General features: G+C 38.6%; 19 protein-coding genes. 11 read left to right on the forward strand and 8 right to left on the reverse strand.

What is annotated here, in order from left to right; all coding sequences use genetic code 11:
* Positions 1-334: 334 nt before the first annotated feature.
* The gene (locus AC1RJ8_RS20205; protein WP_492955349.1) at positions 335-1,228 is read left to right on the forward strand and encodes a DUF4349 domain-containing protein; all 894 of its coding nucleotides are present in this window, start codon (positions 335-337) and stop codon (positions 1,226-1,228) included.
* 374 nt (positions 1,229-1,602) lie between these two features.
* Here AC1RJ8_RS20205 and ruvC read toward each other — a convergent pair whose 3' ends face one another.
* The gene (ruvC, locus tag AC1RJ8_RS20210; protein ID WP_492955350.1) at positions 1,603-2,190 is read right to left on the reverse strand and encodes a crossover junction endodeoxyribonuclease RuvC; all 588 of its coding nucleotides are present in this window, start codon (positions 2,188-2,190) and stop codon (positions 1,603-1,605) included.
* 41 nt (positions 2,191-2,231) lie between these two features.
* Here ruvC and AC1RJ8_RS20215 point away from each other — a divergent pair, with 41 nt between their 5' ends.
* Genes AC1RJ8_RS20215 through AC1RJ8_RS20225 form a run of 3 tightly spaced genes read left to right on the forward strand, consistent with a single transcriptional unit; the run spans position 2,232 to position 5,465 of the window.
* A complete protein-coding gene (locus tag AC1RJ8_RS20215; RefSeq protein WP_492955351.1) occupies positions 2,232-3,209 on the forward strand; it encodes a lysylphosphatidylglycerol synthase domain-containing protein in 978 nt (325 codons plus the stop codon).
* Positions 3,187-4,323: a glycosyltransferase family 2 protein gene (locus AC1RJ8_RS20220; protein WP_492955352.1), complete on the forward strand. Its 1,137-nt coding sequence runs from the start codon at positions 3,187-3,189 to the stop codon at positions 4,321-4,323. The genes AC1RJ8_RS20215 and AC1RJ8_RS20220 overlap by 23 nt, the downstream gene beginning before the upstream one ends.
* Entirely contained in the window at positions 4,323-5,465 is a 1,143-nt protein-coding gene (locus AC1RJ8_RS20225; RefSeq protein ID WP_492955353.1) for an ABC transporter permease, read from the forward strand. The genes AC1RJ8_RS20220 and AC1RJ8_RS20225 overlap by 1 nt, the downstream gene beginning before the upstream one ends.
* Before the next feature lie 60 nt (positions 5,466-5,525).
* Here the strand turns inward: AC1RJ8_RS20225 and AC1RJ8_RS20230 are convergent, their stop codons facing one another.
* The 7 genes from AC1RJ8_RS20230 to pgi all read right to left on the reverse strand — a co-directional run bounded on the left by AC1RJ8_RS20230 (position 5,526) and on the right by pgi (position 13,567).
* On the reverse strand, positions 5,526-5,978 hold the full coding sequence (locus AC1RJ8_RS20230) for a QcrA and Rieske domain-containing protein (protein ID WP_492955354.1): 453 nt from the start codon (positions 5,976-5,978) through the stop codon (positions 5,526-5,528).
* Between the two features lie 34 nt (positions 5,979-6,012).
* Positions 6,013-6,960, reverse strand: coding sequence for a DUF5777 family beta-barrel protein (locus tag AC1RJ8_RS20235; RefSeq protein ID WP_492955355.1), 948 nt, complete (start codon positions 6,958-6,960; stop codon positions 6,013-6,015).
* Between the two features lie 6 nt (positions 6,961-6,966).
* On the reverse strand, positions 6,967-7,509 hold the full coding sequence (locus AC1RJ8_RS20240) for a YceI family protein (RefSeq protein ID WP_057931733.1): 543 nt from the start codon (positions 7,507-7,509) through the stop codon (positions 6,967-6,969).
* Positions 7,510-7,567: 58 nt separating this feature from the next.
* Entirely contained in the window at positions 7,568-7,936 is a 369-nt protein-coding gene (locus AC1RJ8_RS20245) for a hypothetical protein (RefSeq protein WP_492955356.1), read from the reverse strand.
* Between the two features lie 389 nt (positions 7,937-8,325).
* The gene (locus AC1RJ8_RS20250; RefSeq protein WP_492955357.1) at positions 8,326-10,404 is read right to left on the reverse strand and encodes a M16 family metallopeptidase; all 2,079 of its coding nucleotides are present in this window, start codon (positions 10,402-10,404) and stop codon (positions 8,326-8,328) included.
* Positions 10,405-10,437: 33 nt separating this feature from the next.
* Positions 10,438-11,751: a M16 family metallopeptidase gene (locus AC1RJ8_RS20255; protein WP_492955358.1), complete on the reverse strand. Its 1,314-nt coding sequence runs from the start codon at positions 11,749-11,751 to the stop codon at positions 10,438-10,440.
* Positions 11,752-11,920: 169 nt separating this feature from the next.
* Positions 11,921-13,567 (reverse strand): glucose-6-phosphate isomerase, encoded by a 1,647-nt coding sequence (gene pgi, locus AC1RJ8_RS20260; RefSeq protein WP_492955359.1) that lies wholly within the window; start codon positions 13,565-13,567, stop codon positions 11,921-11,923.
* 153 nt (positions 13,568-13,720) lie between these two features.
* Here pgi and AC1RJ8_RS20265 point away from each other — a divergent pair, with 153 nt between their 5' ends.
* The 7 genes from AC1RJ8_RS20265 (at position 13,721) to AC1RJ8_RS20295 (ending at position 21,147) form a co-directional block, all read left to right on the forward strand.
* Complete coding sequence (locus tag AC1RJ8_RS20265) at positions 13,721-14,233, forward strand: hypothetical protein (protein WP_492955360.1); 513 nt, start codon at positions 13,721-13,723, stop codon at positions 14,231-14,233.
* A gap of 65 nt (positions 14,234-14,298) precedes the next feature.
* The gene (locus tag AC1RJ8_RS20270; protein WP_492955361.1) at positions 14,299-15,480 is read left to right on the forward strand and encodes an NHL repeat-containing protein; all 1,182 of its coding nucleotides are present in this window, start codon (positions 14,299-14,301) and stop codon (positions 15,478-15,480) included.
* Between the two features lie 101 nt (positions 15,481-15,581).
* Positions 15,582-16,886 (forward strand): amidohydrolase, encoded by a 1,305-nt coding sequence (locus AC1RJ8_RS20275; protein ID WP_492955362.1) that lies wholly within the window; start codon positions 15,582-15,584, stop codon positions 16,884-16,886.
* Positions 16,887-17,036: 150 nt separating this feature from the next.
* Positions 17,037-18,111, forward strand: a protein-coding gene (gene prfB, locus AC1RJ8_RS20280; RefSeq protein WP_131030342.1) for a peptide chain release factor 2 whose coding sequence is annotated in 2 segments (ribosomal slippage) — positions 17,037-17,096 and positions 17,098-18,111 — 1,074 coding nt in all. Because the reading frame shifts where the segments join, the coding sequence is not laid out codon by codon here.
* Between the two features lie 10 nt (positions 18,112-18,121).
* Complete coding sequence (locus AC1RJ8_RS20285; protein ID WP_492955363.1) at positions 18,122-19,036, forward strand: alpha/beta hydrolase; 915 nt, start codon at positions 18,122-18,124, stop codon at positions 19,034-19,036.
* Between the two features lie 40 nt (positions 19,037-19,076).
* A complete protein-coding gene (locus AC1RJ8_RS20290; RefSeq protein WP_492955364.1) occupies positions 19,077-19,916 on the forward strand; it encodes a DUF4595 domain-containing protein in 840 nt (279 codons plus the stop codon).
* 403 nt (positions 19,917-20,319) lie between these two features.
* Positions 20,320-21,147, forward strand: a complete 828-nt coding sequence (locus AC1RJ8_RS20295) for a glycoside hydrolase family 16 protein (protein WP_492955365.1) — start codon at positions 20,320-20,322, stop codon at positions 21,145-21,147.
* Positions 21,148-21,219 lie beyond the last annotated feature (72 nt).

A 21,219-nucleotide genomic window follows, 5' to 3' on the forward strand; every position in this document is an offset into this window, starting at 1 on the left:
CGGGTTTAGGATAGAAAGGTCTGCCTAAGTAATTTAAACCTGACAGGAGCGGGCACCGAACGCAGAGAGGTAAAGCGGATGGCAGGGCTTTCGGAACCGATATACACAGTAACCTGCTTTTCAAAAAAAGGTTTTCAAAACCTGCGAGGTTTATAATAACCGAAAAACCCTTCCAAACTCCCTTCTTACTAGGCAAAACTCAGTATTGGGTTACCTAAATATAATTCTGGTATTAAGGGAAAACACAGCGTTAAAAGCTAACCAAAACGCTGCACTTCTTATGGCCATTTGAAGCAAATATTTAAAATGATTATTTATTTAGAACCACACAATCATGAAAAGGAATATTATTGCTATAGCCATAGTTTTAACAATTTTTGGCTGCCAGAAATCGAATGAAAAGTATGCAAGCGCTGATGCCGTCGACACTCAAGAGCTAAGCCGTGAAACCGCAGATAGTACCGTTGCAGAGAAAATCGTCAAAACCGCCGATATGCGTTTTAGGGTTAAGAATGTTCAAAGTACCAAAGAGCAGCTGAGCAAAACCATCAAAGCCGAAGGCGGAACGGTTGCTGAGTTCTCTATCGAAAGCTCCATTCAGGAAACCGATAAGGTTAAACAATCTACCGATTCGTTAAAAGAAATTACCTCCTATCGCACGCAAGGTTATCTGGTGGCCAAGGTTCCATCTGAGAAACTGGATGAATTTACTAATACCATCGCGAAAATGGCTGTCTTTGTAGACCACCAAACGATGAAAATGGACGATCAAAGTATCGCTTATTTAGCCAATAAACTAAAAGCCCAGAATCGTGTTGATGCGATTGAAAAGATCAATAAAGTAGCCTCGAAAAAAAGTGCCAATGTAGAATCTTCTCTTTATATCAAAGACGATTATGTTGACAAGAGAATTGAAAATATGCAAATCGATAGCCGTGTGAAATTTAGTACCATTACACTTAATTTTTATCAGGACAATACGGTTAAAACAATGATTGTTGCTAATGACAATCTGTACGACTACCGTCCGGCATTTATTAACAGGCTTTGGTTGGGCATTGTAAATGGCTGGACAATTTTTAAAGAAATCATTATCGCTATTTCCAATTTGTGGATGTTAATATTGATAGGTATTGCAACCTTTTTCACTATAAAATATTTTATCAGGAAGAATAAATTAGCAATGGATGAAGCGACTAAAAATATAATTCATCGGGCAGGGCAATAAGAATTTATTCTTTTAACTACGCTACCAATGACAGATTTAAATAATCGATCGTCATTCCCGCGCAGGCGGGAATCTTAAAGCCTATAGCATTATGATTATCTTCGATGAGCAATCGTAACCTCAGGATGACATCTTTTTTTGATTTATCTGCTAATAATATTTGGTGTTTCACCAACGCGCTCCATGGTCCGTGCCCGGCACGGACCATTTTAGATTAAATGGATTACTATCTTCTTGATTTGGGCTGTATCACAAATATAGCATTGTCATTCTGTCCGAAGGACTCCTGTGGAGAGCCTGTCGAAGGAATTGTTAAAATTTTCGGAAAAGCGTTTCGACAAGCTCAACGTGACAAATTCGGTTTGATTTCATAACTATTTCTTCACCTTAGCCGCTAAACCTTTAACCTTGGTTTTATTATCACTTACGAAAGATTCCCAGCCCGAATAGGTCTTTGATTTCCCTCCTGAGGTAATTTTTTGAAAAGAATGGCAAACTGCAACGGCTAAACCATCAGTAGCATCTAAAAACTCCGGCGTTTCTTTAAAGTTTAACAAGCGTTGCAACATGGCTGCCACTTGCTCTTTAGTGGCATTTCCGCTGCCGGTAATGGATTGTTTGATCTTGCGTGGAGAATATTCGGTAACCGAGATATTTCTGGAGAGTGCAGCTGCAATGGCAATGCCCTGCGCCCGGCCCAGTTTTAACAATACCTGAATGTTTTTTCCATAAAACGGTGCTTCGATAGCTAAAACATCAGGTTTGTACTGATCGATTAAAACCACAGTTTTTTCGAATATCCGCTGAAGTTTAAGAAAAGGATCATCCAAATGGGTCATCTTTACTACCCCTAAACTGATCAGTTCTGTTTTATTTCCCTTCTCTAAAATTACGCCATAACCCATCACCGCTGTGCCTGGATCAATGCCCATAATAACCCGCTCCTTTTTTTCGTTCAACATTACAGCAATATTAAGCATATTTGCAAACTAAAAAGATAATCTTGACAGGCAAGAACAAAAAAATATTATCAATCTTCATCAAAGCTGCAATCGTAATATTTGCTTTTTGGTTTATTTACCATAAACTCGTTGCGAACAAAAATCTGCACGATTTTAATACATTATTAAAAGATATCCCTCAAACCGAAATTATTACGGTAATCGGTGTTGTGGTATTGTTGATGTTTGTGAATTGGTTTTTGGAGGCTGGGAAATGGAAATACCTCATGAGCCACATCGAGCCTATCAGTTTTTATCGCGCTATCGAATCGGTATTTTGCGGATTAACACTGGCCATTTTTACGCCCAACAGGCTAGGAGAGTATGGCGGAAGGGTATTTTTCCTGTCGCCTAAAAGAAGGATTGTGGGTATAGTGGCCATGAGTGTGGGCAGCATTGGCCAACTGGTATTAACGAATGTTTTTGGTGCCATTGCCGCCTGTTTTTTTGTTTACCGTTTTATCCCGATCGATCAGGTGCTGTTTATCGCAGTGGTGTTTCTGGCAGTATTTTTCTGTCTGTTTTTCCTGGTCTTCTACTTTAACATCCGATGGTTAAATGGCATTTTGCTTTCCATTAAATTTACCAGGAAATACAAGAAATTTTACAGCATTTTAGCGAGGTACCGAAAAAGGGAACTATTCAAAATCATAATCTATTGTTTTGTCCGCTATTTGGTGTTTAGCTCACAATACTTCATCTTGTTTATATGGTTGGTGCCAGAGTTGCATTATGCAGATATCATCATGATGACCTGTTTGCTCTTTTTGGTACAATCGGCATTGCCGTCACTTGATCTTTTTGATGTGGGCATCAGAAGTGTTACCGCTGTTGAATTATTTAAACACGTAACAGACCAACATGTGGCCGTTATTGCATGTACTGCAAGTATTTGGCTCATAAATATTATAATTCCTGCTATCTTAGGCACTTATTTCGTTTTTAAACTCAATTTTTTTGGAAATCTTAAATCTAATTAGTCTAGTATCTGCTGCTTTAACCTTAATCTATGGTTTTTTAGTCCTTAATTTTATCCGAGGATGGCATAACCTGGTTTATTTTACTCCACAAAAGTCTGATCCTCAAACCAAAGTTTCTATCATTGTTGCGGCAAGGGATGAGGAAGCCAATATCACCAAAACCATTGATGACCTGGTTGCTCAGCGTTACCCTAAGGTTTTAACCGAAATTATTATTATTGATGACCATTCTACCGATCGTACCGCAGAAATTGTGTTAAGTTATGCAGACCGGAATGTGAAACTGATTAAGCTGAATGAAGATAGGGCGCTGAATTCATACAAAAAAAAGGCGATACAAACTGCAATAGGAACTTGTTCTGGCGATCTGATTATTACCACTGATGCCGATTGCAGGATGGGTGCAGATTGGCTGGCTACCATTGTAAACCTATATGAGCAGAAAAATTATAAAATGATCTCCTCTCCGGTAGCCTATTTTCAGGAGAAAAGTTTCTTTGAGCGCCTACAATCATTAGAGTTTCTATACCTGATCGGTTTGGGGGCCTCTACTATTGGCAATAAGGAACCCTCAACCTGTAATGGAGCAAATTTAGCTTACGAGAAAACAACCTTTTATGAAGTTGGTGGTTTTCAGGGTATAGATGATCTGGCATCGGGTGATGACGAGCTACTGTTGCATAAAATTGCGGCCAAGTATCCTGATCAGATCGGTTTTCTCAAAAATAGAGAAGCTATTGTGTATACGCATGCAAAAGAAACTTTGGGCGCATTTATTCAGCAACGAAAACGTTGGGCTTCGAAAAGTACCCGTTATAAGAATAAGGCCATTATCGTATTAGGGGTTCTAATTTGGTTCTTTAACCTCACTATTCTGGCAAACTTTATCACCGGGCTTTTTATTCCGGGTTTTTTGACCATCACATTTTATCAACTATTGGTTAAAATGGTTTTAGAAACCTTATTTTTATGGGATGTAACCGGCTTTGCCAAAAGGCGCAGTTTACTCATTTTAATCCCTGTTTTAAATGTGCTGCACGTACTTTATATGGTGTACATTGGCATTGCCGGAAACAGTGGAAAATACAATTGGAAAGGCAGAATGGTTAGATAATGGATAATAGCCCATCAAAAAAAGTATGGTTAAAGTTTAAGCGGAATAAATTTGCATTCGGCGGATTAGTCTTTATTTTACTTTTGATGGTAATGGGTATTTTGGGTTATTTAATTATGCCCGATGATTCTCCAAATGCTAATATTCAGATTCTTCAGTTAAACAAAAAGAAACCCGGAAGTACTTTTACTTTTTTAATTGTAAGTCGGAACCCGAAAGTAGAAAAGCTTAACTTTTTCGAAAGAATGTTAAACGGGCAAACACCAACTTTTAAAAGTATCCCGATTACTTCTTACAAGATAAAAGGCAAAGATGTTTTTGTGCAGGAATATATTGGCGAGGATGAAAAAGCCAAGGAAACCAGGTACGAACTGAAAGATTTATGTCCAAGCTGTGTTTTACCTTCAAAAACAGGAACACCACAAGCGCTTTTCGAAGAAAATAACATCTATACACGAACCTATATTTTAGGAACTGATATTTACGGACGTGATTTATTAAGCCGCTTGATTTTAGGTATCCGTGTTTCGCTATCAGTAGGTTTAATGGCTGTTCTCATCTCTCTTTTTATTGGCGTGAGTTTGGGCGCGATTGCGGGTTATTTTGGTGGTCGGGTAGATGCAGCCATCAGTTGGTTTATGAATGTTGTTTGGTCGCTACCATCATTACTGCTCGTTATTGCTATATCGTTTGCTTTGGGTAAAGGTTTCTGGCAGATATTTATAGCGGTAGGTTTATCCACCTGGGTAGATGTAGCCAGATTGGTACGTGGGCAGGTAATGGCTTTAAAAGAGGTCGAATTTGTAGAAGCTGCCAGAGCTTTGGGCTTTAGCACAAGCAGAACCATTATCAAACATATTTTGCCGAATATTGCCGGACCAATTTTAGTAGTGGCCTCATCCAATTTTGCATCAGCTATATTATTAGAAACCGGCTTGAGCTTTTTAGGTTTTGGTGCTCAACCACCTATGCCCAGTTGGGGGAGCATGATTAAGGAACATTATGGCTATATTATTATGGATGCAGCCTACTTAGCTGTTTTGCCCGGTTTAGCCATTATGTTTACGGTTTATGCCTTTAATGTGCTGGCTATAGGCTTACGCGATGCTTTTGATGTAAAAGCGCAGAATGTAACTGTTTAATCAAAATCATAAAAAAAAAGCAGTATCAATCGATACTGCTTTACCCTTAAAAACAAAAGCTTAGGCTGTGGCAGTCAGTGTATTCCCTGAAACAGTAAGCGGATAAACTTTTAGTGCACTCGTGGTGCCACCATCATTTGGTTGGGCCAAAATGCTGCCTGAAGTGCTATATCTCGAACTATGTAAGCCACATTGAATGTAATTGCTGGCCTGAATAAAACTTAATGCCCCACCCTGATGTGGGCAAACGGCTTGTGTGGCCACAAACGAGGTGCTGGCATTCCCTGTTGCGGTACGGATAAACAATATGCTGTTTACAGTAATGAATGCACCAACAGCTTGTAACTGTGTACTTAGATCTACACTTGCGGTAGTACCCGAAGGAACACCACCACCATTAGGTTTGTCGGGTTCTGGTGCATCACTTTTTTTACCGCAGGCAGAAAAGCAAGCTCCGGTACAAACCATGGCAACACCCAGTCCCAATGATTTGATAAATTCGTTACGTTCCATAATCGTTTAGTTTTTATTTTTGGTTGAATTTGATCTACTTTGCTTTCTTCTTATCAAAAGAGAACCTTCTGGCGATACTAAAACCCCAACGGTATTGTCCTTTCAGCCAGGAAGTATTGGTATCGGTAATAAATTGCGATTCCTGTATGGCTGTGGCGTTAGTGAAATTAAGGTGGAAAATATGACCTCCGGTTTCAAACTCCAGTCCGGCGCCTAGCGTTTTGTAATATTGTGTGCCCAATGTACTTTCCAGATAAGCCTTTTTATCTTTATCCCTGAATGGAATAGTATAATCAGCAACAAAAGCCATCCGTTTAGTGATCTTGATACGGCCACCAACTGACAGCGCAAGCAAATCGTTCTGATCTCCAAAAACAGTAAAGTTGCGGTGTACGTATGATGGCATTACCAGCATTGAGAAGTTCGAATTAAATTTACGGGCAATTATAGCTTGCACCACATAGGTCAAACGATCTTGAAATTGGCTGTAAGCATTTACCGCTGTTGGATCAGTTGAAGCCTTTACGGCTGCAATGGTTGTACTGCCAAACAATGTTACCGCTACGGGTATTTTTTCATCATCTGTTTGTTCCAGCAACCGGTATTTTAAATTTCCTTCATACAATTGTGTTACAACTCCGGCACCTTTTGCCCTGGCTAAGCCTACAGAAAGTTTATCGCTGATTCCATATTCAAAACCGATGCGGATATCGGTTGATTGATCCAGACCAAAAAAGTTTTTAATTCCGCCACCAGATCCGGCAATATCTCCAAACCGGTGGTCTACCCTGAAATCAAGTTCATTTTTGTAAATGGTTTCATTGGTTTGTATGTTAATGAGTTTGGTCGCTTTAAATGTGGCCTTTACATTCTTTTTTTCTACAGGCATCTGCAATGCATTTTCAAGCGAATCCTGTGCAGAAGCAACTATTGGTAAACAAAGGGCAAACAAGTATAAAAGTGATTTTAGATGATATTTCATAAGGTTTTATTTTTTAGGTTGATAAGTAGCCGTCATTTTTACCTGTATGGTTTCGGCAATTTGTTTGAAAACAATCGTTGGGATTTTGATGTCGTGATCAGCAAGTTTTACATTAAAAGCCGAAGTAGCTTTTACCTCATCAGCTGTGATAACCAGCGAACCTTTAACCTGATATTCTTTGGTAACTCCATGGATTTGCAGATTTCCTTTTACAGTGATGGGATAAGTACCTGGCTTTGAAAAATCAATCTGTTCTATAATTTTTCCTTTAAAATCTGAAGTCGGGTATTTATCGCTTTCGATATAGTTTTCGTTAAAATGCTCCTGCATCAACTTTTTCTTAAATTGAAAAGAAGTATTGTTGATTTTGAAAATGATATCGTTAGTTTTAATATTGAGGGCCGAAGCGCCTGTTTTGCTTAACGCATCAATATCTTCAACAGGTGTGGAAGAGAAAAATGAAGAAGTTACATTTTTACTTACCCATATCTGCGCTTTTATACCTGTGCATAATAACAAGGCTATTAAGGTGAAAAGTAGTTTTTGCATTGGTGTATCTATTTAAATTTTTAATGGAACCATCTTGATCAGCGTTAATCCTTTTTTATTATTCTGGCATACCTTTGTCAACCCAAGCCTGTAATAATTCTCTTTCGCTCGCGGTTAAAGAACCGCCTCTAGGCATTGTTCTGGTAACCAAAACTGAATTAGCTACACGTGCATCATTTTTTATAGAGGCTAAACCATTCAATGCCCATACCCCCTTCATTCCCCCATTAGGGCCATGACAGCTGTTACACTTGGTTTGAAACAATGCCCCGGCAAAATTTGTGTAGGTTACATTTGCGGTGGTTACAGGTGTTGGGCCATTGGGTGTCGGTGTTTCGGGTTTTATTTCCTCTGCTTGTTTTTTTGAGCAGGCAAAAAGCAAGGCAGTAATTGCGGCTAATAAAAAGATTGAATTTTGTTTTTTCATAGGTACTTAATTAGGATTAAAATTGTTGGTAGATTCATTTTTATATCATCATATTCGATTCGTTTGCAGAGCAATTGAAATTTTTACCGTGATGGAGGAATTGTTTTTAGCTTTTACCGATAGGCATAACATGATCAGAAATGCAACAAATAAAATTGCGATAACTTGTTTTTTTGCAGCCATATCCGAATTTTTTAAGATTTCTGTTTTGTTTATTTGAAAACTATCCCTGTTTTTTGATAATCATGGGTTTTTAAAGAAAAATCCATTAAAATCTTAATCGTTACGTACACTTTTTATAATTGGTTGCCTGCAATAAAAAAAAATGCAAAAAAAAGCCGTCCCGATTTTGCATCAGGACGGCTTTCGAGATAAATTCTGTCTAAAACCTAGTTAAAATCTTCGGCTTTTAACGGCGGATTAATTTTAATGTCTTTAATTACAACTGAAAACTCCTGAGCACCTTGTGGGGTTGCTACTGATTGAGTTAAGGTAAACGGAAATAATACATCGCCTACTTTTTTGTAATTTGAATATTCCACAGACTGGCTAATTTCAGCGCCTCCTTTGGTAGTGGTACTCTCGTCTTTTAAAAGTAAACCAGATTTGGTATCGTAATATTCAGTTTTCTTTTTGCCCGATGGAGAAGTGATATTTAATTTAAAAGCGTCAGCAGTACCTACCTTTGCTGTTCCGGCTGCTTCAATTTTCGTTCCATCAGTTGCGTAGTACACTTGACTACCATAACCTTTATCATCTTTCTTTTCAGCCAGGTCATCACCGGTTAATTCAGCCTTTTGACCCATTTGCATGGCATAACCTGTTTTGCCATTATAAACCTGTTTCATGGCCGTTTGGCCGCCCATAGAAATTTCCATGCTGCTTAAGTTAGGCGCCATGTTTTTCATGGTAACGGTAAGCTTTTGACCTTGCATTTCCATTTCGCCGTTTTGCTGTAATGAAGTAATTTTTTTAATGGCTTCTTCACCGCCAATGGCTTTAATGTAGTTTTTGATAATTTCTGCAGGTGCAGCTGTTGGTACAGCAGCAGTTTCGGTTGCTTTAACCGCATTGGCATAGTTATCATAAACCTGTGTTTTAAAACCTGCTTTAGTTAAGCCTGCTGCAAATGCATCAGTTTTGCCCACAATAACAATACGAGTATTATTGTGGTTAAAGTATTTTTTGGTTACCCTTAAAATATCGTCGGTTGTTACCGCATTAATCTTTTGTAAATAAGTACGGTAAAAATCTTTAGGTAAGTTATTAATTAAGATATTGCTCGCAAAACCTGCAGTACGTGCTGGGTTTTCTAAGCCCAATGCAAACGATCCATTAAAAAGATTTTTGGCATTCTGTAATTCATCAGCAGTTACTTTTGTAGTACGGATCGTGTTAATTTCTCTTAAAAATTCTACCACAGCACTGTCAACTTTCTCGTTTCTAACGGCTGCACTGGCCGAAAATTTAGATTGAAAACGACCAGAACCTGTGCTTGAGTATGCACCATAAGTAAAGCCATGTTTCTCCCTAAGATTATCAAATAACCTCGATTCAGAGCCGCCACCTAAAATTTGGTTCGCCAATAAAATCGGAAAATAATCCGGGCTGTTCATTGGCAGGTCGATTAAGTTCACCACTGTAATTTCAGATTGAACAGCGTTGCTTACATTAATGATATCAACTTCAGTTTTGGCAGGATTAGCAACTTTAGTAAGCACTGGTAAAGTTAAGGCCGTTCCTTTCCAATCGCCAAAGGCTTTCTCTGCTAAGGCTTTTGCAGCTTCCGGTTTAATATCACCAACAAAAGTTAGATAACCTCTAGATGGTGTAATGTATTTCTTATAAGCTGCTTTTACATCATCTAAAGTAATGCCTGTAATAGAAGCCTCGGTTTCGAACTCTCCATAAGGATGGTTTTTACCATAAGCCAATGCATTTACCACACGGGCTGAAATGGCTTTCGCACTTTTCTCATTAGATTTTAATCCGGTAATGGTTTGCGATTTTAATTTTTCAAAAGATTCTGCAGGAAAAGCGGGTTTACGGATACTCTCGGCCATTAAAGCAAAGGCCTGAGGGAAATAACGGGTTAATGCAGAAGCACTTCCACCGTACGCACCAGCACTTACATCGGCACCCAGCTGATCTACAGCCTCATCAAACTGTGCTTTTGTTTTGGTGGTGGTTCCTTCATTCAGCATACTGCCCATCAAACTAACTACGCCGGCTTTTGCGCCTTCAGTAATAGGACCTGCATCGATACTATAACTTGCTGATACTTTTGGCAGTTTATGGTTTTCTACCACCAAAACAGTAATGCCATTTGCTAATTTATAAATAACAGGATCGCCAACAGTAATAACGGGTGCCGGACCTGGTTTTGGTTTGTGGCTTCGATCTATAGTTTGTGCTGAAATACCTTGAGCCAATAAGGAAACTGCAGCTATAATGAATAATTTCTTCATGTTTTTAATAATTAAAATGAAAAAGCGGTCAGCTTATTTCTTAGGTAAGTAATACAATACAACTCTTTGGTTTTTGTTCAGGTACTTTTTAGCAACGTCTCTGATCTCCTCGCGGGTAATGGATCTGATTACCTCAAGTTCCTTGTTAATATCGTTTGTATCCTTATCATGGAAAGTATAACCATCTGCAAGATTTTCGGCAACACCTAACATTTTACTGTTTGCACTTACGTAGTTGTTTTCGAATTTATTCTGCAGTTTTTTATAATCACTTTCGCTAATTAAATCGGTTTGAAGGCGTAAAACTTCTTCATCAATATCTTTTAATAAATCGTTAAGCGGTGTATTCTTATTAGGTAATGCCAGGGTGATGTAAGCGCCGTAATCTTCAAGCGAATAGTTGAAAGCAGCAACCTGTAAGGCTGTTTTCTTTTGATCGACCATTTTAGTGCTTAATCTCGAGCTTCCGCCTTCTGATAAAACAGAGCTGATCATCCCTAAAACCTTGCTCTCTCTACTCTTCATTCCTGGTACACGGTAAGCTGCGAAGATGGCGGGGATCTGAATGTTGGCATCGTAAGCGGTATCGATAATTTCTTTGGTAATTTCTGGTAACTCATATGTTTTACGAACTACTGGTGCACCTTTAGGTACTTCAGCAAAGTATGCTTTTACTAAAGCTTTAGTCTTTTCTACATCTAAATCGCCGGCAATGGTTAAAACCGCATTGTTAGGCACATAGTATTTTTTAAAGAAAGCAATAAATTCACTCAATTTTGCAGCATCTAAGTGCTCCATTGAGCCAATTGGCTGCCAACGGTAAGGATGCCCATCAAACAAATGGCCGAAAATTTTCTCTGTAAATTTTCCATATGGAGAGTTGTCGATGCGTAGACGCTTTTCTTCTTTTACTACTTCATTTTGTGTTTTTACCCCACCTTCATTAATTACGGGGTGTAACATTCTTTCGCTTTCCAGCCATAAACCCAGTTCCAATTGGTTTGATGGAAAAAGTTCATAATAAAAAGTACGGTCCTGAGAAGTATTGGCATTGTTCTGGCCGCCATTACTACTCACTAATTTCATAAATTCACCTTTTTTGATATTATCCGAACCTTCGAATAATAAGTGTTCGAAAAAGTGAGCAAAACCTGTACGCTGGGTTTCTTCATCTTTAGAACCAACATGATACATTACCGAAACAGCAACTACCGGAGCGGTTTTGTCTTGGTGTAGAATGACATGGAGGCCATTGTCAAGGTCGAATTCCGTAAACTGTACTTTTTGGGCAGAGGCACTTAAGCACAGACCGGAAATGGCCAAAGCAAAAAGAATTCTTTTTTTCATTAGTAGTTTTTTTAAATGATTAGAAATAATCAAAGGCGAAAGCGAGCAATTATTTCATTAATAAGTTAATTTGGATTTTTCACTAGCGTGAGACAATAACAAGGATGCACCTAAATTATGGATTTAAACAAAAAAAGCGAGTATTTACACTCGCTTTTTTTAATATATTTTATCTCCAGGCCTTGTATTGGTTAATTAAGCCGTTGGTAGAACTATCGTGGCTCGAAACTTTTTCGCTTCCCTCCAGCTCTGGAAGAATTTTTTTTGCTAATTGCTTGCCAAGCTCTACTCCCCACTGATCGAAACTAAAGATGTTCCAGATAATTCCCTGAACAAATATTTTATGTTCGTACATGGCAACTAAGCTACCCAGCGTATATGGCGTTACTTTTTTCAATAGGATAGAGTTTGTTGGGCGATTGCCTTCAAATACTTTAAACGGCGCAATTTTTTCAATTTCTGAATCTGATTTGCCTTCTTTCTTCAATTCGGCGGTTACTTCTTCTTCTGTTTTACCGTTCATTAAAGCTTCTGTTTGTGCAAAGAAGTTCGATAATAAGATAGGATGATGATCACCTAGCGGATTTAAGCTCTGTGCCGGGGCAATAAAATCGGCAGGAATAATCCGGGTACCTTGATGAATTAACTGATAAAAGGCGTGCTGGCCATTTGTTCCGGGCTCACCCCAGATAATTGGTCCGGTTTCATAATCAACCTCATTACCGTTCCTATCTACATGTTTACCATTGCTTTCCATATCTCCCTGTTGGAAATAAGCAGCAAAACGGTGCATATATTGATCGTAAGGTAAAATAACCTGTGTTTCTGCATTGTAGAAATTGATATACCAAACGCCTAACAAACCTAAAATTACAGGCAGGTTGCTTTCAAACTCAGCAGTTTTAAAATGGTTATCAGTTGCATGGGCACCCGCTAACAATTGTTTAAAATTATCAAAACCTATACTTAATGAGATGGATAAACCGATAGCGCTCCATAACGAGTAGCGGCCACCAACCCAATCCCAAAACTCAAACATATTTTCGGTATCGATACCAAAAGCAGAAACGTCTTTCGCATTGGTAGATAATGCAGCAAAGTGTTTAGCAATATCATTTTCTTTTCCGCCTTTATCCAAAAACCAAGAGCGTGCAGAGTGTGCATTCGTCATGGTTTCTTGCGTAGTAAAGGTTTTTGATGCAACTAAGAATAATGTTGTTTCGGCATTTAAATCTGCTAATGTTTCGGCGATGTGTGTACCATCAATATTCGAAACAAAGTGAATGTTTAAGTGGTTTTTATAATGTTTTAGTGCCTCGGTAACCATTACAGGACCTAAGTCTGACCCACCGATACCGATATTAACGACATCAGTAATGGCTTTACCGGTATAACCTTTCCATTCGCCGCTGATGATGCTGTTGCTAAATTTCTCCATTTTAGCCAGTACTGCATTTACTTCGGGCATTACATCTTTGCCATCAACTAAAATTGGCGTGTTGCTTAAATTACGTAAGGCAATATGAAGTACCGACCGGTCTTCTGTTTCATTAATTTTATCGCCGTTGTACATCGACTTTATAGCTTCGTCCAATTTACACTCACGGGCTAATTGAATCAATAGTGCTAATGTTTCGTCGCTGATGCGGTTCTTGCTATAATCTAGCAGAATATCTTCAAAAAAAACAGAAAACTTATTGAAACGATCTGCATCCTCAGCAAAAAGATCTTTAATGCTTTTTTGATTAATATCTATAAAATGATCGGCTAAATACTTGTAGGCCTCAGTTTCTGTGAAATTTACTTTAGGTAACATAATCTTTGTTTTTTTGTAAAAGTAATAAAGCAAAAATTTAAAATGGTCTTTTTAATGTTCTAAATGAATAAGAATTTTTAATGTCGGTTAAACCACTTAACTTTAATACAACGTCCCTGTTAGTTCATCAATTATTTTAACCTTAAATTCTACATGATGTTAGAAAACTTAAATGAAATGGTGCGTGAAAACGTACAGGAAAGTGTTGTAAACAATACCGCTATTCCGAATGAACAAAATGAAGCGGTAATCCAGGCTGCATCGGGTTCTATCTTCGATACGCTGAAAGACCAGGTATCATCAGGTAATATTGGTGCATTAACTGATATATTTAACGGTAACAAAGCAGAAGGCACCCAGGTTGCTGAACAGGCTTCGGGGAATTTTATCGAGAAATTAAATGGCTTGGGCATTAATGCCGATACGGCGAAATCTTTAGCGGCAAGCATTATCCCCGGCTTGATTGCCAAGTTTACCCAGAAAACAAACGACCCGAACGATAACTCTTTTAACATTAAAGATGTTTTGGGGAGTTTGGGCGGTGATGATGGTAAGTTTGATGTAAGTGATGTAATCGGGATGTTTAATGGTGGTGGACAAGCGCAGCAACCCGGCCAAACAGGTGAAGGTGGGATTATGGATAAGCTGAAGGGAATGTTTGGGTAAAATTAATTGACGATAATTATTTAGCAAATGAGGTTAAGTAGTTATCTTCGCCAAAAAAATAAAATATGTTTAGAGCGCTCTCACTACTGGCAACATGCTGCCTGTTTTTTTCTTGTTTCTTTTTTTCTTCTTGTGAAAAGGATGGGGTAACTATAATAGATACCTTAAGAATTACAGATACCCTCGATGTTGATCGGCCCATAAATCTAAAAGCATCAAAAGGTGTTTACGGAACACGTATTACTATATCCTGGACACCAATGCCCTTGGCTCAGAAGTATCAGTTATTCAAGTTTAATGATGTTACCCAGAAATATGTTTTGCTAAAAGAATTAAGCGATACAACTTTTGATGATTCGGCGATTAGCAAATCTTTAACCAAGAACTTTTACAAAGTTAGAACTTACAACTCTACAACGTCATTCAGTAGATTTAGCGATGCAGATTTTGGATATACCTCTGGGTTAAATTATTATCGCGCACTGTCTTTTGGAACAGAGGGTAACGGAGTTGGTCAATTTAACTTTGCCTATCACATTGAAACAGATAAAGCTGGAAATATTTATGTAAGTGATGAGGGCTTAAACCGTGTTCAGAAATTTGATATCAATGGAAATTATAAGGAGCTTTTTTATAGTGGGCCGGGTGCAAGGGCAATTGGTTTTTTTAGCAATGGAAATTATATAGCAACCCGTACCCAAAGTAGTAGTTACGTTCAGATGTTCGATGCTAATAAGCAGCTAATTAGAGAATGGGGCGTTTACGGAACAGGAGATAATGGATTTGGAAATGTAGAGGAACTAACTATTGACGACGAACAGAATATTTGGATTGTAGACAGCCTAAACGATCGGATTAAGAAATATGATTCAACTGGTAAGTTACTTTTCACATTTGGTACCGAGGGCAGAGCAAATGGTCAATTCTATACGCCGTTAGGCATATGTTATTTTAAAGGGAATATTTATGTTAGTGATGCCGGTAGGATGCAGGTTTTTGATAAGCAGGGCAAATACCTAAAAACTTGGAAAGTTTCAGATAACTATTGGGCCATTAAGGGTAAAGGTGATTATTTATACATTGCCGCTGGCGGTTACATTATTAAAACTGACGAGAACGGTGATGTTAGGGAAAAAATAGGGCTTGGCCAATTAGATTTTGCCAGAGGTGTGGCACTAGGAGCTAACGACGAGGTGATCGCTTGTGATATCTACGTAAGAAAGATTGTAATTTATAAAAAAGGTTAATCATCCAAAAAGCTATCCCAAGGGATGGCTTTTGTTTTTTATCCAATTCCTTCTCTCCCTAAAATTGTTTAGCTTAGAGCACCTAAACTCAATCATTCATTATGAAGAAAATATTCCTGATCGGTTTTTCGCTACTGACATTAAATTCTTTCGCCCAAAAATCGGATTTAAGGCCGTTGGTTTCAAAAAAAGCTGATGCCATCGAACAAAAAGTAATTACCTGGAGACGCGATTTCCACGAACATCCCGAATTGGGAAATACCGAAGTTAGAACAGCTGGCATTATTGCAAAACATTTAGAATCTTTAGGTATACAAGTAAAAACAGGTGTAGCCAAAACAGGCGTAGTTGGTGTGCTAAAAGGAGGTAAACCTGGGCCGGTTGTGGCTTTGCGTGCCGATATGGATGGTTTGCCGGTTACCGAGCGGGTAGACGTCCCATTTGCCTCAAAGGTAAAAACGCAGTATAACGGACAAGAAGTTGGCGTAATGCATGCCTGTGGACATGATAGTCATGTGGCTATTTTAATGGGCGTAGCAGAAGTATTGGCTTCTATGCAAAAAGATATTCAGGGGACGGTGAAATTTATATTTCAGCCCGCTGAGGAAGGCGTGCCTGCCGGAGATGAAGGTGGAGCGGCATTAATGATTAAGGAAGGCGTACTCGAAAATCCTAAAGTTGATGTAATTTTCGGTTTGCATATCAATTCTCAAACCGAAGTTGGCGATATAACTTATCGCCCGGGTGGTACAATGGCTGCAGTAAACGATATGAAGATTACAGTTACCGGCCGCCAGGCACATGGGGCTTATCCATGGAGCAGTATCGATCCGGTGGTGGTTTCGGCCCAGATTATCAATAGCCTGCAAACCATAGTAAGTAGGAATTTAAATGTGACCGAAAACCCAGGTGTAGTTACCATTGGCGCAATTAATGGTGGTGTACGGTCGAATATTATTCCCGAAAAGGTAGAAATGTTGGGTACCGTACGCAACTTTAGTAAGGAAGATGAGGCCATGTTTATCGAAAGGATTAAAACCATTGTAACCAAAACGGCCGAAGCAGGCGGTGCAACGGCTGAAGTTAAAATCCCCTATAGCAACCATTATCCGGTTACTTTTAATAACATTGCGCTAACCGAAAAGATGTTGCCAAGCATGGAATCAACGGCAGGTAAGGATCATGTGAAGTTAAAACCACCAGTTACAGGCGCAGAAGATTTCTCCTTCTTCCAGGAAAAAGTACCTGGCTTATTTGTGTTTTTAGGAGGGATGCCAAAAGGTAAAGATCCTTTAAAAGCTCCATCGCACCACACACCAGATTTTTACCTGGATGAAAGCGGTTTTGTTTTAGGGGTTAAATTACTCTCTAACCTGACTTTAGATTATATGTCGATGAAGAAATAACGGTGGTTCATTATTCATTTGTTAATTAGTCATGGTGCCTGATGGATTAATAAAGAAAATAAAATTGATTAACAAGCAATAAGGGGTCAGTTTAATTAAAATCGCTTTCCGCCGTGCATTATGCTCAAAGCGATTTTATATATTTGTTTCATGACCAAAGAAAATATTCAAGATTTAAGGGACAGAGTAACGTCGCTGAGGAGGTATCTTTGACGTTGATGAGCTACTTTACGCCATCCGCGAAGAGGAAAAATTAACAATGGCTCCCGATTTCTGGGACGACCCTAAAAAAGCAGAAAAAATTCTTGCCGAAATCAGTTCAAAGAAAAAATGGACGGATGGCTTTAACCAAACCAATAATGCGGTTGAAGATGCCGCGGTAATGTTTGAGTTTTTCCAATCGGGCGATGCTTCAGAAGCCGAGCTGCAAGATCAGTTCGAGATCAGTAAAACTGCCGTAGAAGAACTGGAACTTAAAAATATGCTCCGTAGCAAAGAAGACCAACTTTCTGCCGTTTTACAGATTACAGCCGGAGCCGGTGGAACGGAAAGCTGCGACTGGGCTTATATGCTAATGCGGATGTATATGATGTGGGGAGAAAAGAATGGTTATAAAATTACAGAACAGGATAGCCAGGAAGGGGAGGTTGCCGGTATAAAATCGGTAACGCTTCAGTTTGATGGCGATTTCTCATATGGTTACCTGAAAGGCGAAAATGGTGTGCATCGTTTGGTTCGGATTTCTCCATTCGATTCTAATGCGCGTAGGCATACCTCTTTCGCTTCTGTATATGTTTACCCCTTGGTTGACGATACCATACAGATTGATATTAATCCTGCTGATATAGAATTCGAAACATTTAGGGCTGGTGGAGCAGGCGGACAAAATGTAAACAAAGTTGAAACAGCCGTACGTTTATACCACAAACCTTCAGGCATTATTATTAAAAACCAGGAGTCGCGATCGCAATTGCAGAATAAAGAGAATGCTATCCGTTTATTAAAATCTCAATTATATGAAATTGAGGAACGGAAACGTAACGAAGCAATTGCTGCGGTAGAGGGATCGAAAAAGAAAATAGAATGGGGCTCGCAGATCAGAAGTTACGTGCTTGATGATAGAAGGGTAAAAGATCACCGGACCAATTATCAAACCTCCAATCCCGATGCGGTTTTAAATGGCGATATTAACGGGTTTTTAAAAGCATATTTAATGGAGTTTTAATCTAAAACAAATGGCAAAATCATTCATCCTCATCATGTTATTGTTTATGGCAATAAACTATTCGAATGCCCAAGAAGTTGTACCCTTATATTCAGGCGGAATTCCGGGCGCTAAAACTACACCTGCTGATTATGTAGAAAATACTGAGGTGCGTGCAAATGGAACATTGAGTGTTACCAAAGTATCGGTACCTACGTTTACGGTTTTCGAAGCGCCTAAAAATATCGCTAAAGGAACTGCAGTAATCATTTGCCCGGGTGGAGGTTATGGTGCGCTGGCATTTAGTCATGAAGGAACCGATGTAGCCAAAAGGTTTAATGAAATTGGGGTTACCGCTTTTGTATTGAAGTACCGGTTACCGAGCGATCAGATTATGGTTGATAAAACTTATGGACCATTGCAGGATGCACAGCAGGCCATTTACCTGATCAGGAAAAATGCAAAAAAATATGGGATTAAAGCCAACAAGATCGGGATTATGGGTTTTTCTGCTGGGGGGCATTTTGCCTCAACTTTGGTTGCCCATTATAACGACCTTAAAATTTCCGATCCGGAAAAGATAGATCTTAGGCCAAATTTTGCCGCATTAATTTATCCCGTAATCAGTTTCGAAGAATCAGTGCATACGGGCACCATGAAGAATTTATTGGGCCCAAATCCTACCGATAGTTTAAAACATTATTTTTCTGCCAATAAAAATGTAAACAAGAAAACACCCCCTATCTTCTTTGTACATGCGAAGGATGATAAGACTGTTCCTTTTGCGAATAGTGTTTTAATGAGCGGGGCATTAGAGCAGAATAAGGTACATACCGATCTTTATCTGTACGAAAAAGGTGGCCATGGTTTTGGTTTGATTAATAAAACTTCTGATGTAGACTGGTTTAACTTGTTGGCTATCTGGATGAAAAAAGAGAAATTTTAATATCTTTGCTGATATTTTAACCTCTTAACCGGAAATTTTAATGCAAAAAACAATTAAATATGTTATGGTAGCCTTTGTTGCTATCATATCAATAGCAAGTTGTAAAAAAGAAATTAATTGGAATGCCAAGCTTGATCCTAATGGAAATGGCTGTAAGCTAGCTAGTTTAAAGGCCGATCTTGATATTTTAGGCACTTACACGCTTGCCTTTACTTACGATGCTTCCAACAGGATTTCGAAAGCGGCTACCACGGATGGTCAGACTAGTAATTATGCTTATACCGCAAATAAAATTACAGCTACCGATCAGGATGGGAATGTGTCTGAAATCGTTTTGGAAAACGGAAGGGCAATATCGAGTGGGAGCGATGGTGTTATTAGTGGAGGTGGAGTGAGTTATAGTTATACCAGAAAATACGCCTACAATGCAGATGGCTATTTAATTCAAATAAAAAATTATTTAAACGGAGAATTAAGTACAACTGATAACTTAACTTATGCCAACGGCAATTTAGTAAAAGCAGTTTCAGTTGATGCTCACCTTGGCTATACAGAAACCACTACGTATGTGTACTCTACAGAAAATGCGGTAAACACATACGAGATTGCGGACCCACTTTCTTATCATGTTGATTATTTCCCAGGTGGATATTTTGGGAAACAATCTAAAAATGTATTACTTAAAGGTACAGCAAAAACGGTAGACGGTAATGGTGATCCTTTTACTGATGCTGTTTATACCTTCGGTTATCAATACGATGGAAAAGGAAATGCTACATCGGTGTTGTTTTCGGTGCTATCTACTTTTTATCCAGGCAGTGGACCAGTTCAAACGGATACTTACAATGTGAAATATAGCTTAAATTATACTTGTAAATAGATATATAAAATATCATTGAAAGCCTGATCATAACCATGATCAGGCTTTTGTTTTTATGGGGTTTTTAGCCGTTAATACAAATTAAACGCCTAAACATTCAGAAACAGAAAATACCCATATTAAGAAAATAATGTAGAAACGCTCATTTTACCACTCTTTTTTTACGATTTAGCCCCTCATTTCTTGATTATTCTGCGTATATCTTTGCTTACAAGCATGTCGATTTAAAAATGAGATTATGTTTGAAGCCTAACCAAATCTTATGAAAAAAATACCAATCAACCTTGTCTACCCTATAGTGGTTGCTGAAATCTTTTGTATTTATTAGTTATTGATTTACAGCTGATTGATCACATTCTAACATCTTACCATTAACCAAATATTTACCTAAATCAAAAAAAAAATGAGAAATGAAAAAATGAAATTAAGCGTGCTATTGGTGTGCGTGTTTGTAACACTTTTATCTTGTAAAAAAGAGAAAGAAGAAGTTAAACAAGAAAACGGACAGGTTAAAGCCTGGGAAACATTAATAGATGGTAACTCCCTTGCCAACTATACTAATTTTGAGGCACAATGGAATTATAATTATCCCTGGGGCACCGATCATAATGGTTCTGCCCGCATGGTAGGGAGTACCTCAAACCATAACCAGATCTCGTTAAGCGGAGGTGTACTCACCATTAAAGCTACCCGCTTGGCTTCATCGCCAGGAAACAGTACTGCCAATGGTTTTACCAATATTGCTATTTGGTACAACTCGGGTGCTTGTTATGCCAAACAGCAGGTTGTAATTAACGATCAGTTTCCTAGTTATACCATTTCGGGCGATTTTGCTGTACCTACCAGTAAAGGTACCTGGCCTGCTTTTTGGATTACAGGCGTTAATTCATGGCCACCCGAAAGTGATATCATGGAGTTTAAAGGCAATAACACAAATTGGCAGAATACTTATGATGGTGGTTGGGAGAATAAACTTACAGCAGTTTCTAATGCGGGCTCATACCATAATTACAAATGCTGGTACAATAAAGTAAGTGCAACAGATGTAGATTGCCATTATTATATCGATAACGTTTGGGTAGCCAAGCATACCATGAGTAATTCGGTAAATAAACCCATGTGGCTAATTATCAATATGCAGATGGAAGGCGATAGTGGCTCCCCAGGCCCTTCTGGCAATACTTTCTACACAGGTAAAAATGTTTATATGGGTAGAGAAAGAGCTTTTTAATTTATAAAAAAAAACAAACATTCACTTTCGGAGGTAGCTTTATAGCTACCTCCTTTGTAGCATAAAATAAAT

The sequence above is a fragment of the Pedobacter sp. GW822-FHT03F06 genome (genome assembly GCF_058801365.1).